The organism is Streptomyces sp. NPDC059900, from assembly GCF_050270335.1.
In the GTDB taxonomy this organism is placed as follows: Bacteria; Actinomycetota; Actinomycetes; order Streptomycetales; family Streptomycetaceae; genus Streptomyces.
This window is the reverse complement of sequence record NZ_JBNNJZ010000220.1, coordinates 1-12,861: the sequence shown is the minus strand read 5'-3', so window position 1 is coordinate 12,861 and position 12,861 is coordinate 1. Positions and strand designations below refer to the sequence as shown.

Annotated in this window: 10 protein-coding genes and 1 pseudogene; 6 read left to right on the top strand and 5 right to left on the bottom strand. The window is 72.8% G+C overall.

Going from position 1 to position 12,861, the window contains the following annotated elements:
• Together ACQKIP_RS25410 and ACQKIP_RS25405 are read left to right on the top strand one after the other, a co-directional pair.
• Positions 1 to 85: pseudogene (locus ACQKIP_RS25410) on the top strand (SAM-dependent methyltransferase); the annotation flags it as partial.
• Between the two features lie 127 nt (positions 86 to 212).
• Positions 213 to 716, top strand: coding sequence for a DinB family protein (locus tag ACQKIP_RS25405; RefSeq protein ID WP_365854495.1), 504 nt, complete (start codon positions 213 to 215; stop codon positions 714 to 716).
• A 79-nt stretch (positions 717 to 795) separates the two neighbouring features.
• Here the strand turns inward: ACQKIP_RS25405 and ACQKIP_RS25400 are convergent, their stop codons facing one another.
• Positions 796 to 1,548: an alpha/beta fold hydrolase gene (locus tag ACQKIP_RS25400; RefSeq protein ID WP_365854497.1), complete on the bottom strand. Its 753-nt coding sequence runs from the start codon at positions 1,546 to 1,548 to the stop codon at positions 796 to 798.
• A 122-nt stretch (positions 1,549 to 1,670) separates the two neighbouring features.
• On the opposite strand from ACQKIP_RS25400, the gene ACQKIP_RS25395 reads away from it, so the two are divergent.
• Positions 1,671 to 2,192: a PadR family transcriptional regulator gene (locus tag ACQKIP_RS25395; RefSeq protein WP_365854499.1), complete on the top strand. Its 522-nt coding sequence runs from the start codon at positions 1,671 to 1,673 to the stop codon at positions 2,190 to 2,192.
• Here the strand turns inward: ACQKIP_RS25395 and ACQKIP_RS25390 are convergent.
• Positions 2,181 to 3,086, bottom strand: coding sequence for an oxygenase MpaB family protein (locus ACQKIP_RS25390; protein ID WP_365854501.1), 906 nt, complete (start codon positions 3,084 to 3,086; stop codon positions 2,181 to 2,183). The two genes, ACQKIP_RS25395 and ACQKIP_RS25390, sit on opposite strands and share 12 nt — an antisense overlap.
• Before the next feature lie 101 nt (positions 3,087 to 3,187).
• On the opposite strand from ACQKIP_RS25390, the gene ACQKIP_RS25385 reads away from it, so the two are divergent.
• Positions 3,188 to 3,466, top strand: coding sequence for a hypothetical protein (locus ACQKIP_RS25385; RefSeq protein WP_365854503.1), 279 nt, complete (start codon positions 3,188 to 3,190; stop codon positions 3,464 to 3,466).
• A 490-nt stretch (positions 3,467 to 3,956) separates the two neighbouring features.
• Positions 3,957 to 4,817 (top strand): hypothetical protein, encoded by an 861-nt coding sequence (locus tag ACQKIP_RS25380; protein ID WP_365854505.1) that lies wholly within the window; start codon positions 3,957 to 3,959, stop codon positions 4,815 to 4,817.
• Positions 4,818 to 4,836: 19 nt separating this feature from the next.
• On the opposite strand, the gene ACQKIP_RS25375 is transcribed toward ACQKIP_RS25380, so the two are convergent.
• The 3 genes from ACQKIP_RS25375 to ACQKIP_RS25365 all read right to left on the bottom strand — a co-directional run bounded on the left by ACQKIP_RS25375 (position 4,837) and on the right by ACQKIP_RS25365 (position 9,821).
• On the bottom strand, positions 4,837 to 8,250 hold the full coding sequence (locus tag ACQKIP_RS25375; protein WP_427744155.1) for a hypothetical protein: 3,414 nt from the start codon (positions 8,248 to 8,250) through the stop codon (positions 4,837 to 4,839).
• Between the two features lie 191 nt (positions 8,251 to 8,441).
• A complete protein-coding gene (locus ACQKIP_RS25370) occupies positions 8,442 to 8,624 on the bottom strand; it encodes a hypothetical protein (RefSeq protein WP_344522782.1) in 183 nt (60 codons plus the stop codon).
• A 141-nt stretch (positions 8,625 to 8,765) separates the two neighbouring features.
• Positions 8,766 to 9,821 (bottom strand): acyl-CoA desaturase, encoded by a 1,056-nt coding sequence (locus ACQKIP_RS25365; protein ID WP_365854509.1) that lies wholly within the window; start codon positions 9,819 to 9,821, stop codon positions 8,766 to 8,768.
• A 250-nt stretch (positions 9,822 to 10,071) separates the two neighbouring features.
• Between ACQKIP_RS25365 and ACQKIP_RS25360 the strand changes: the two genes are divergently transcribed.
• The coding region (locus ACQKIP_RS25360; protein WP_427744152.1) for a DEAD/DEAH box helicase at positions 10,072 to 12,861 on the top strand (2,790 nt) is incomplete at its 3' end.

Here is a 12,861-nt window from a genome sequence, read left to right as displayed (position 1 = left end):
GCTGCTCGCCGGTGCGGGCTGGCACCTGACCTCGTACGCCGACGAGGACGCGCGGTTCCTGGCGCTGGCCGTACGGCGCGACTAGACGATCGGTTCCAAGGGTTGGCCGCGCGCATGAAGCGAGGGAGCACAACGGGCACCGGGCAACCCGTCATGCGATCGCCGACTGCGTACGACCTATGACGGTTGGAACCGTCATCTACGGTTCCGCCATGACGACTAAGGAGCCGCGCCCGGATCTTCGGCCCCCCGGCCTGAACGCCGACGAGAAGACCACCCTGCTGAACTTCCTGGACTACCTGCGGGAGTCCGTCCTCGCGAAGGCGGCCGGCGTCCCGGAGCCGGCGGTCCGCACGGCCGGTGTCCCTTCGGGGACCAGCCTGCTCCAACTGCTCAAGCACCTGACGGCCGTCGAGCTCAACTGGTTCGTCTGGGCCTACGCCGGCGCCGACCGCGAGCAGTGGGAGGACGAGGCTGCGGTGTCCGCCGACGACACCGCCTCGGACTTGGCGCACGCCTATCGCCAAGCGGTCGCCCGGGCCAACGCGGTCGCCCTCGCCTGCACCGACTTGGACCGCCCCGGCGCCCGCTCGCTGCGCGAGACTCCGCCGCCGTCGATGCGCTGGGTGCTGGTCCACATGATCGAGGAGACCGCCCGGCACGCCGGCCACGCGGACATCCTGCGCGAGCAGATCGACGGCTCGATCGGGCGGTGAACAGGTGCGATCGCACCCGCCAACCGGTCATGTGAACCCTGACCGCCTACGACCGCCACGCCCCCTTGGAATCGTTCAACTAGCATCCGGCAACGGCGGAGGCGAACGTCTCCGGGGCGTCGAACATGACGTTGTGCCCGGCGTCCGGCACGGTCAGCACCCGCACGCCTGACGCCACCAGCTCTTCGGCGCCCGCGAGTTCGCCGCTGCGGTCGCCTTGCAGGTAGACGCGCTCCACGGGCAGTTCCAAGAGCATCGCGCGCATCGTGGGCCGTGTTCCTCTCACGAGTCCCGTCGCGCTGCGGTGCAGGGCGCGGGGGTCGGCCAGGCGCATGGTCGCCGCCCACAGGGGGTCGATCTCTTCCAGCACGCGCGCGTGGCCGTGGGCCACGAAGTCCTCTTCTTCGTAGGCCGCGATTTTGCTGCTTCCCGCGGTCGCGGCCGGGCGGGGGTCGAGGTTGGCCTCGGTGAGCACGAGGCGTGACACCAGGTCGCCGCGTCGGTGGGCGAGCACGATCGCCACGGAGCCGCCCATGCTGTGCGCGACGATCTCTGCTCGGCTCACCCGGGCCTCGTCCAACGCCGCGGCCAGGGCGTCCGCGAGTTCCTCCAGGGTGTAGCCGAAATCCGCGGGGCGGTCGCTGATGCCGTGGCCCGGCAGGTCGACGAAGAGCGAGCGGCGGCCGGCCAGCCCGGGCCTGGCCGCGATGTGCGCGTGGTAGACCGTCGAGGCCGCGCCGAGCCCGTGCACGTACACCCGGGCCGGGCCCTCCCCTTCGCTCTCCGTCCAGCGGACACAGCTGCCATGCGCATCGAACCGTGCCTGTCGCATCCCGCTCCCCCACTCGCCTGCCGCTCGACTGCTCTCGTGTCGAGCAGTTCCGGCACCGACAATACATCGTTACCGAGGTATAGCGAGAGCGATGTACACCGGGAGTGCGGCAGAATGCAGGCATGCTCGAACTGGCCATCCTCGGTTTCCTCTACGACGCACCCCTGCACGGCTACGAGCTGCGCAAGCGCATCACCGCGCTGACCGGGCACGTGCGCCCCGTCGCGGAGAGCACGCTCTACCCCGCCATCAAGCGGCTGGAGAAGGCAGGCCTGCTGGCCCGCGAGACACAGCCCGGCTCCGTGGCGGCCCCGCGCCACGTCCTGAACCTCACCGCGGCAGGCAGGAGCGAACTCCGGCGCAGGCTCACTCAGCCGCAGCAGGGCGACATCACCGACGAGAACCGCTGGTTCACGGTGCTCGCCTTCCTGCGTCACGTGGACGACAAGGCCGCCCAGGCCGCCGTGCTCGAGCGCCGCCTTGCCTTCCTCGAGGAGCCGGCCAGCTTCTTCTACGACGGCGAACATCCGTTGCGCGCCGAGGACCTGGACGACCCGTTCCGACGCGGCATCCTGACCATCGCCCGCGCGACGAGCCGTGCCGAACTCACCTGGCTGCGGGCGACGCTGAGCTCACTCCGCTGAGGTGGCCGCCGCTGCGTCCGTGTGTACGACCGGGCAGCCCTGCACGCCGGGCACCGGGAACGTGCCGAGCGCGCCGACCCGGTACCCCTTCGGGTAGCCCTTGATCTCCCGGTTCTGGCGCGCGTAGTGCGGCGCGCCACGGGGCGGCATCAGGCGCACGGCACGCCCGCGCAACCGCACCGCACGCCTGACCAGCGCGCGGGTGGCGGCGCCCGGCGGTTCGTAGCGGAAAGCGCGCAGGAGCGGCTCGTCGAGCAGGGCGAGGGTCGAGGTACGCAGCAAGGGCGCCAGGGGGCGCGGATACCAGGAGGCCATGAGGTCGAGGGTCGCGTCGGAGACCCTGCGCGCGCCCTCGTCCCACGCGAAGTGCGCCTCTTCGTAGGCGTCGAGACATTCCTCGAAGGCTTCGTAGGAGTCCGGGATGTCCTGGATCCCCATGTGGCGGCCCAAGGTGCGGTAGTGGACGGCGGCAGCGGTCGTCTCGTGGCGCGACAGCTTGCGCCATCCATAGGCATCGATCCAGCGCTTGGGCATCACCACGAACGTGCACAGCACATAGCGCATGTCGTCGTTGCTGATGTCGTAGCTGCGGTGCATCTGGTTGATGCGGCGGATCGCGGTACGCCCCTCGTCCGCGCCGAAGCCGTGCTCCACCACGGCGTCCAGGAGCAGGGCCGTGTCGTCGTAACGCTTCTGCGGGCGGCCGGTCAGTTCGGCCGTCTCGGCAAGCAGCCGGCCGATGCTGGGTACGGCGTACGTGCGGTAGAGAGCGAGCTCGAGCGCGCGCGTGTAGTCCCAGGGGAACTCGTACGTCGCGGTGAGCCGGTAGATCGCCAGGGCGTCCTTCTCGGGGTCCAGACGCCGGATCTCCCTGAGCCGGTCAAATCGCTTCACCCCACGGTCCCCCTTCTGTCCTTGGAACTCCAACTCTACGTTGGGAGGAGACAGATGAGTGATCATCAGCAGGAATCAGCACCGGGGGAAGGCGGGCCCGCATGTTCGACAAGCTCCGCAATCTGTGGCGCGCGGACGAGACCGTCCGCAGCAAGGACAAGCGCCCGCACAACCTCTTCGAGGCGGCCGCCGTCTACGTGGCGGCGTGCGCCGACGACGACCAGGACCGGGCGGACGAAGCCACGGACTGGGTATCGCCCGAAGCGCTGTCCTTCGGCGTCAGCGAACTCGCCTGCCGGGCGGTCATCGCCCTGGCCCGGGAACGCGACGAGTCGCCGACGGACGTGGCGCGTACGCTCCTCGGCCTGCCTGCCGCCTGACGTCCGTGTCCGCGAGATCGGGACAGGCCAGTGCCTCGCGGGTGGGGGTGCCCGTCTCGGCTGCGTAGGCGAGGCGTTCACGGACCTCGCGCGGGGTGCGGGGGCGGTAGCCGGGGCCGTCGCCGCAGCAGCCCTGCCGGAAGCTGAGGCCCGACAGCAGAACCGCGCTCAAGGCGCGCCACGCAGCCCTGTCGCGGCGCTTGGGCACCGCGAGCGCGGAGCCCGCGCCGAGCAGCCGGCCGCCGCACCGGGGGCAGACATCGACGCGCGCCCGTCCGTAGTCGGCCGACTTCTTGAAAGAAGCGCGGCAGGGCAGACACACGAAGTGCAGGCTGGCTCTGGGCATGACGCCCACCGTAGGCGTGCGGCGCGCGGGGTACGAGCGAGTTTCCCGGTGCGCAAGCACGAGTCTCCTGGTCACACCCCCCTCGACGATCAATGGGACCTGTGGTTAGGGTGCGCCGACGGATGAAGCGATGGGGAGGCTGGCATGGCCGCAACGGACGACGCTGTCGCCGCCGAGGACGACGCGCTGTACGTGCTGACCGCGGTGCTGCTGACACCCGCGAAGTTCCCCAGTGTGCTCGGTGACGACTATCCGGAGGCGTGCGCGGCTCTGGGACTCGAACCGCTCGCCGACGGGTACGGTCTGGTGCTCGGTCAGGACGGTGCGGGCGCCCGGTGGACCGTCGTCGTCGACGACGTGTCGCTGGTGGCCGTCGCGATCGCCTCCTGGGACTGCGGCATGGAGTACGACCTCTCGCCCGACGAGCGCACGGTGGTCGCCGCACTGCCCGGCTGGCCCCTCGCGGTCGCCGTCGCGGCGCCCAACGTGCCCGCGCCGCACGATCCCGAACCGGAGGAAGCGGGACAGGAGCCGCTCTCGCCTCCGCAATCCGACATTTGGGGTCCTGCTCAGCGACGGCTGGGCGCCGACGAGATAGCGCTGCAGTGGGCGGCGTGGCGCGAGCAGATCGACGACGACGACTTCCTGGGCGACGGCGCCGGGCAGGGCGAGGGCGCCGGCCCCGAGGCCGGTGAGAGCGCCGAGGCTGACCCCGTGCCCGATGCCGGTGAGGCACCGCTGACCGGCGTACGCCGCGTCCTGGCCGAAGCGCGGGCGTATGTGAGCACGCCGCCGCCCCCGGGCCGCGTGCGATCGTCCTTCGCTACCGGGGAGGCTCGCACCCTGCGGGCCGACGGTCCCGGCTGGTCCATGGTCGCCAGGACCGACGACATCGCGTTCGTGCTCCTCGACGAAGAGCCCGGCGAGGTGCTGCCGGTGGGCCGCGGTCCCGAGCTGCCCTCGCTCCTGGACGCGCTCGACAAGATGGCCGTACGCCCCGCCTGACCCCCTCGCCCCGGGACCGTCAGCGGTTGTGGTCGGGGTCGAGCAGGAAGGCGGCCATGGCCGTGTCGTGGTCCGTGTGGTCGCGCAGGGCCGTCAGTTCGGCGCGCCAGGGCTCGTCCCACGACGTCGGTGGTCCGCCGGCGCGCACCAGTGCGAGCGCCATCAGGCCGGCCACCGGCGTCCCGCGCTCGCGCAGCAGGCGGGCGGCGGCCAGCAGAGCGCCACGCGCGCGTGGCGTGGGGGCGTCGAGGTAGAACCCGTCCCGCGGGGCCAGCCTTTGGGGGTGTTCCTCGACCAGATCCAGGAGGCGCTCCCAGCGCTCCGCGTGATGTTCGCCGAGGTGCATGGCGGCCAGCAAGGTGTCCCAGACCAAGGCCGCCGCATCGGCGTACAGGCCCACGGTCTGCATCGACCGGGCCAGGGCGTCGGCGATGCGGAGCGTTTGGGCCGAGCCCCGCCGGACGTGCAGGGCCTCGCCGATGCCCGACAGACGTCGCAGCGCGTCGGCGCGCGCTTGCGGATCCGGCGTGCCGGCCTGGTCCTGGAGGCGGCCGAAGACGCCCTCCAGGAGCGGCCCTCCCACCTTCCCCCGGGGGAAGAAGGCCAGTTGCCGGGCAGCCGCGTCCCACTCCTTTCGGCTGCGTGCCGGGTCCGTGGCGACCTCGGCGACGGCCTGCATGGCATCGGCCGCATCCGGTGTGAGCCAGGCGGGCAGGGCGCGGCAGGCGGCGACGACGGTCTCTTTGTCGCCTTCTCTCACCAGGTGTGCCAGGAAGCTCGCGTAGGGCCCCTGCGCGGATTCGGGCACGGGTCCCACGCGCGCGTGGATGACCGCCTCGCGTATGGCGGGTTCGTCGGCGGCCCGGGCCAGGCGGTCGGCGATGGCGGGGCGGTCGATCGCGGCCAGGAGGTGGCGTGCCGCGACAGCGCGCACGTCGCGGTGCTGGCGCGGGGTGTCCCAGGCGGCCACCAGAGCCTCGAACGCCGCGTCACCGGTGAGGGCGCCCAGGGCTCGTACGGCTTCCTTGCGGGAGCCGACGGGGGCATCGGGCGCACAGGCCACGGGAGCGAGCAGGGCGACCGCCTCCCCGTCCGGGAGCGCTTGCAGGAGCCGGCGGACCGATGCCATGGCGGCCCGTCCCCGGACGCCGCCCGTCGCGGCGTGCCGGAGCAGGACGTCCAGCAGCGGCTCGGTGGCGGGCGGCGGGCCGGCGCAGGCCGCGCCGGTGACGTGGCCGAGCGCGCCGAGCGCCGCGGCGGCGACGGGCTGTGGTGCCGATTCCGCGAGGGCCGTCAGGAGCGCCGGGTCGCGTACTTGCGCTGCCGCGTCGGCGCGGGTACGCAGGGCGGCCGGCTCGTCGGCGGCCACGCGGGCGTGGTGTTCGTCCCAGGTGCGGCGCTGTGCGGGCAGCCAGCGGCCGGTGGCGCCCGGGTGCAGTCCCGGGGCCCAGGCCGTGGCGCGAGGGCGTACGCGGCCGGTGAGGCCTTGTGCGGCGGCGGGCAGGACGGCGTCCAGCAGGTCGGTACGCCGGACGGCGATGGTGCGCAGGATGTCCGGCAGCGAGGCGAAGGAGGTGTCGCGGCCGATCAGTTCGGCGACGCGTTGCTCCCGCAGCTCTGCCGGCCTGGCCCAGGCGGCCGCCGCGCGGGCGGCGATGTCGGGGTCGTCGCACTCCATGGCCAGGGCGCGCACCCGGGCGTCGAGTTCCGGCAGCGCGGCCAGGTGCGGAGCCAGGAGTTCCGCGAGGGCGGTCGGGAGGCCGGGGTGCGCGGGCGGCGCCGGCGATGTCGCGGACCAGAGGGCACGTGCCGCGGCCGCGTCGATGCGCAGGGGGGCGACGGGGCGTCCAAAGCGCGGGTCGGACACGACGTGGCAGAGCAACTCCGCGGCGTAGGCGGCGCGGCCGTGCCTGTCCGTCGCCGCGGCGCTCTCCGCAACCCGGCGCAGCAGTTGCTCGGCCGGGGCCAGGGTGTGGGCGGTGGCATCGCGGGACTGGACGGTGGTCAGTGCCGCGTCACGCAGGACCCGGTCGGGCAGCGCGGCCAGCAGGTACGGGGGCGCGCCCGCGAGCTGCTGGAGGGCGGCTCTGCGCACCGCCTCCTGGTCGTGCCAGGCCCGTTCGCAGTCCCCGGCGACCCGGGCGAATTCGTCCGGGTCGCCTTCCAGTTCGGCGCAGGCCAGCAGCGCGGGCCAGGCCGTCAGGCGCTGGTGGGCGCGGTGCTGCCCGGCCATGTCGCGCAGTATCGGTTCGCCCAGGGCGAGTGGGAGCGCCACGGCCAGGCGGCCGGCCGTCCACTCCCGGCTCGACCAGCGCTCCACCCAGGGCATGACCAGCGCGCCCCTGTCGGCCGGGGCCAGGGCCGTGAGTGCGGCCAGGGGCAGGCTGCGCGCCGAGCGGCGGCGGGCGGCGCGTTCCTCGACCACGCGGCGGCGTTCCGGTGCGGGCAGCATCGCGAGCAGGCCGTCCGGCTCGATGTCGTGGCGTCCCGGTGCGCGGTGTCGTGGCTGGGTCGCGGGGCAGCGACGGGCGAGTTCCACCAGGTCGGCGAGCGGGAGTTCGCGCAGGGCACGTCGTGTGGCGGGCGGCAGTGCTCCGGCGCCGAGCGGGAGTTGGCCGTCAGAGCCGTTCTGGTCGATCGGGGCTGCGCGCAGCAGGTCGAGGACTTGCGCGGGCCGGTGCAGCAGGGTGCGGGCCGCTTGTGGTGTCAGGAGGCCGGGGGCCCGGGCCAGGAGCAGCAGTCCGGCTTCCGGGTCGCGTTCGGCGGCGGCGCTCGCGACCGCGCGGTGGCGGCCCGTGAAGCCGCGCCGGTCGCGGTCGGCACTGCTTTCGGCGCGGGCGGCGAGCAGTTGGGCCACGGCGAGCGGTGCGGTGCGCGTCAGGGCGTTCAGTACGCCGGGGGGCGGATCGAGTCGGGGCAGCCACGCGCCGGTGGTCCGGGCGGGGCATGCGGGCAGCAGGTGCGAGGCGTCGCGCGCGCCGAAGCGTGCGTGGACCTGTGGCAGCAGGCGTGCGGCGAGGGTGTGGCGGCGGCTGAGGCGCAGGACGTGGTAGGTCTCCTGGCGCACCGCCCTGATGTCGCTCAACGCGAGCTGTTCCAGGGCCTCGTCGGGCACGGGAAGCCGGATGGCGGCGGCGAGGGCGCGGCGGCGCAGGAGGGGGTCGGCCAGGGCGTCGGCGAGGGTGGTGAGATCTCGCCGGGTGACGGCGAGGAAGAGGCCGGTGTGGCGTTCGTCGGGGGTGCCGGCGGCGAGGGCGTCGCGCAGTGTCGCGTACGCATCCGCGGTGAGCGCTCGCGCGTAGCGGGCGAGGGCGCTCATGCGGGCCGGGAAGGGCAGCGGGTCGAAGTGCGCCTGCAGCCAGGCCGCTGTCAGCGGCGCGGGTGTGGGCTGAGGCTGGGAAGACGGCGTCTGCGACGCCTCGTATGCGGCCATCAGCGATCACCGAAGGATCGCTGGGCCTCCTCTCGGGAAGTCATGTGCGCCATGATCACTCACGAGATCCCCGGGCGCAACGGGTTTTCCGCTCGCGGAGCCGCCAGGGGCAGGACCGCGAGCGGAGCAGCCGTCAGCCCCTGTGCGCCGCGCGTCCGCTCACCGGTGCGGCGCCCGCTGCGGGGCGCCGGTCAGTGGCCGAGCTCCTTGCGGGAGACGCGGCGCAGCCTGCGCCGCTGTCCGGGGTCCAGTGTCAGATAGGCCGCGGCCGGGACCCCCAGCACGATCAGGAGGGCGGCCCACCAGGGCAGCCAGATCAGCAGGATGATGCCGGCCGCCACACCTCCTGCGGCGATCTTCGCGTTCTTCGACATGTGTGTCGCCTCCTTCGCGGCTGTTGCCGCTCTCTGTCTTGAGAAACGGGCCCGGGCCGCCCACGGTTCCAGTCTGCTCCCCTGACGCATCCCTGAGGCGCGACCCTGAGGCAACCCTGAGCCGCGCCGCCCGTCGTGCGGCTACTCCACCCTCAGCGGCTCGCCGACCTCGTACATGTGGCGCAGCACCTGCCGGTAGGAGTCGAGGAATCCGGCCTCGGTGTACGGCATGCCCAGCGCGGCGCAGTGGGCGCGGACCAGGGGCTGGGCGCGGCGCAGGCCGGGGCGGGGCATGCTGGGGAACAGGTGGTGTTCGATCTGGTAGTTGAGCCCGCCCAGGAACCAGTCGGTCAGTACGCTGCCGCGGATGTTGCGCGAGGTCAGGACCTGCCGGCTGAGGTGGCCCCAGCGCTCGCCGTCGGGGTCGGGCATCTCCATGCCCTTGTGGTTGGGCGCGAAGGCGAGGCCGAGGTGCAGGCCGAAGAGGGCCTGGTGGATGGCGGCGAAGGCAAGGGCGTGCCCCACCGGCATGGCGGCGAGCAGCAGCGTCACGTATCCCGCGAGGTGCGCCACCAGGAGCAGGCCTTCCACCAGGCGTTCGCGCGGGGCCTGGCGGCGCAGGTCCTGGAAGCCGTAGATCTTCATGGCGATGCCCTGGAGCAGCGTCAGCGGGAAGAACAGCCAGGCCTGGTTGCGGGTGAGCCAGCGCCGGAAGCCGACGCGGACCTTGGCCTGCTTGCTGGTCCAGACGAGGACGTCGGCGGCGACGTCGGGGTCCTTGTCGATGTGGTTGGGGTTGGCGTGGTGGCGGTTGTGCTTGTCGTTCCACCAGGCCGAACTCATGCCGAGGAGGAGGTTGCCGTGGATGAGCCCGATGGCGCGGCTCACGCCGCGGTTGCCGGTGATCTGGGAGTGGCCCGCGTCGTGGCCTATGAAGGCCGTGCGGGCGCACAGGACGGCCAGGACGGGCGCCAGGAGCAGCACCCACCAGGAGCCTCCGGCGAGGAACATGCCCGTGGCGACGGCGGCGAGCGCCAGGGCGTTGACGGTGATGGTGCGCGCGTACCAGCCGGTGCGGCGGCCCAGGAGCCCCTGCTCCTTCACGGTGCGCAGGAGAGGCGCGAAATCGCTCCCGGCGGGCTGCCTTCGGGGGGTGCCGGGGAAACGCTCCGCGACTGCTGCGGCGGCCTGGGACATGGTGAGGTCTCCGGTCTCTGACTGGATCGGGCGGACGTGACACAACGTATGAGCCCGTGACCTGCGGCAACCATGGCGCTTTCACCCGTCTTCCGAAGGGGGACAGCACCGCGCGCGAGGGGGGTTACCTACACCCCCGGAGTGTCGAGTGACGCAGATCACCAGCCATGCGCTCACGCCTTCGGGGGAATGTGCTGTACTCTCGGCCGCTCCACACCCAGTAGTCAAGTTTGAGGAATGCGCTATCGCCGTGCCCGGGTCCTCTGCCGCCTCACCCTCCGAGATCTCTGAACTCTCCCGCTGCTCCGTGCTGTTCGTGGCCGCCGATCCGGCCCGCACCGGCCGCATCGCCTTCTGGCGCCCCGACGGGCAGGCGCCGCCCGCCTGCTCCGCGGGCACCGTCGAGGAACTGACCATCGCAGTGCCCGGCGACGACGGAGCCCAGCTCAGCGACGTGCGCGCGGTGCTGCTCCCGGTACGCGCGGCGCTGCCGGTCCTGACCCGCGCGCGTGCCACGGCGGGAACGCACCCGACGGCCGCGTTCTGGGGCACGGCGGGCCTGCTCGCGCTGCAACTCGCCGCGCGCGGACTGCTGCTGCCCGGACTGACACCGAGCGACCACGACGCATGGCGTTCCGGCCCGCTGGGCGCCGACGATCTGCACCGCCTGCGCGACCTGGCCGCCGCGATGCCTCCCGCCGCACACGCCCTCCCGCTGGCGGACTCCGAGCCGCTGCGGCTGCCCGAACCCGAGCGGCTGCTGCGCCAGTTCCTGGACGCGGTGGCCGATGCGCTGCCGCGTACCCCCGCCGCGACACTGGCGGCGGGCTCTGCGGCCTTCGCCTCCGCGCGGCCGCAGCACATCCCCGAACAGCGGCCCTGGGCCACCGATGTCGCCGCCGGGCACGACGCCGGCGTACGGATCTCGCTGCGCGTCGAGGTGCCCGGCCTGCTGTCCGACACCTCCGAGGGGACCCGGCTGCCGTTTCGCGCCGTACTGCAGATGCACAGCGTCAGCGACCCCTCACTCGTCGCCGACGCGGCCGAGGCATGGGCCGGATCCGGCTCCCCGGGCCAGGCCTTCGGTCCGCGCTCACGGATGGATGCCCTGCTCGCGCTGCGTCGCGCCACGCGCGCGTGGCCGCCGCTCGCCCCGCTGCTCTCGGCCACCGTCCCCGATGCGATCGAGCTCGCCGACGAAGAGGTCACCTCGCTCCTGGGCGAGGGCTCCCGCATGCTCGCCACAGCCGGCGTCGAGGTGCACTGGCCAAGGGAGCTGGCGCGCGATCTGACCGCACGCGCGGTCATCGGTCCGCCCGACGAGGACACGAAGCAGCCGGACAAGCCGGCGTCGGACACGCCGTCGTATCTCTCGGCCGATGCCCTGCTCTCCTTCAACTGGCGTTTCGCGCTGGGCGGTCAGCAGCTCTCGCGCGAGGAGCTCGACCGTCTCGCCGAGGCCAACCGCCCCGTCGTGCGCCTGCGCGACCAGTGGGTGCTCATCGACCCCGAAGAGGCCCGGCGCGCCCGCGCACACCAGGACCACAAGGTCACGCCGATCGACGCCCTGAGCGCCGTCCTGACGGGCACCACCGAAGTGGCGGGGCGCCGCGTGGACGTCCAGCCGACGGGCTGGCTCGCCACCCTGCGCGAACGCCTCGCGAACCCCGAGGCCATGGAGCCCGTGGGCCAGCCCGCGGCGCTGGCCGCGGATCTGCGCGACTACCAGCTGCGCGGCCTGAACTGGCTGGCCCGCATGACCTCCCTGGGCCTGGGCGGCTGCCTCGCCGACGACATGGGCCTCGGCAAGACGATCACCCTCATCTCCCTGCATCTGCACCGGCAGAAGGACACCGAGTCCGCGGGACCCACCCTCGTCGTCTGCCCCACGTCCCTCATGGGCAACTGGCAGCGCGAAATCGAGAAGTTCGCCCCCGGCACCCCCGTACGCCGCTTCCACGGCACCCGGCGCAGCCTGGAGGACCTGGCCGACGGCGAGTTCGTGCTCACCACCTACGGCACCATGCGCCTGGACGCCGACAGCCTGGCGCACGCGCAGTGGGGCATGGTCGTCGCCGACGAGGCCCAGCACGTCAAGAACCCCTACTCGGCCACCGCCAAGCAGCTGCGGACCATCGGCGCACGCGCGCGCGTGGCGCTCACCGGCACCCCCGTGGAGAACAACCTCTCCGAGCTGTGGGCCATCCTCGACTGGACCACCCCGGGTCTGCTCGGCAAGCTCGGCACCTTCCGCACCCGCTACGCCCAGGCCGTCGAAGGCGGCACGGACCCGTCGGCCGCCGAGCGGCTCGGCCAGCTCGTACGCCCCTTCCTGCTGCGCAGGCGCAAGTCCGACCCCGGAATCGCCCCCGAACTGCCGCCCAAGACCGAGACCGACCGGGCGGTGTCCCTGACCACAGAGCAGACCGGCCTCTACGAAGCCGTCGTGCGCGAGACCCTGGCGGAGATCTCCGGCGCCGACGGCTTCGCCCGCCGTGGCCTGATCGTCAAGCTCCTCACCGGCCTCAAGCAGATCTGCAACCACCCCGCGCAGTACCTCAAGGAGGACAAGCCGCGGATCGAGGGCCGCTCGGGGAAGCTGGAACTCCTCGACGAACTGCTCGACACGATCCTCTCCGAGGACGCGAGCGTGCTCGTCTTCACCCAGTACGTCCAGATGGCACGCCTCATCGAGCAGCACCTGGCCGCACGCGGCACCCCCACCCAGTTCCTGCACGGCGGCACGCCCGTCGCGGCGCGCGAGGCGATGGTGGAGCGCTTCCAGAACGGCGAAGTCCCGGTCTTCCTGTTGTCGTTGAAGGCCGCGGGCACCGGCCTGAATCTGACGCGCGCCGAGCACGTCGTGCACTACGACCGCTGGTGGAACCCCGCCGTCGAGGCGCAGGCCACCGACCGGGCCTACCGCATCGGGCAGACGCAGCCGGTGCAGGTGCACCGGCTGATCGCCGAGGGGACGATCGAGGACCGCATCGCCGAGATGCTGCTGCGCAAGCGGGAGCTGGCCGACGCGGTCCTCGGT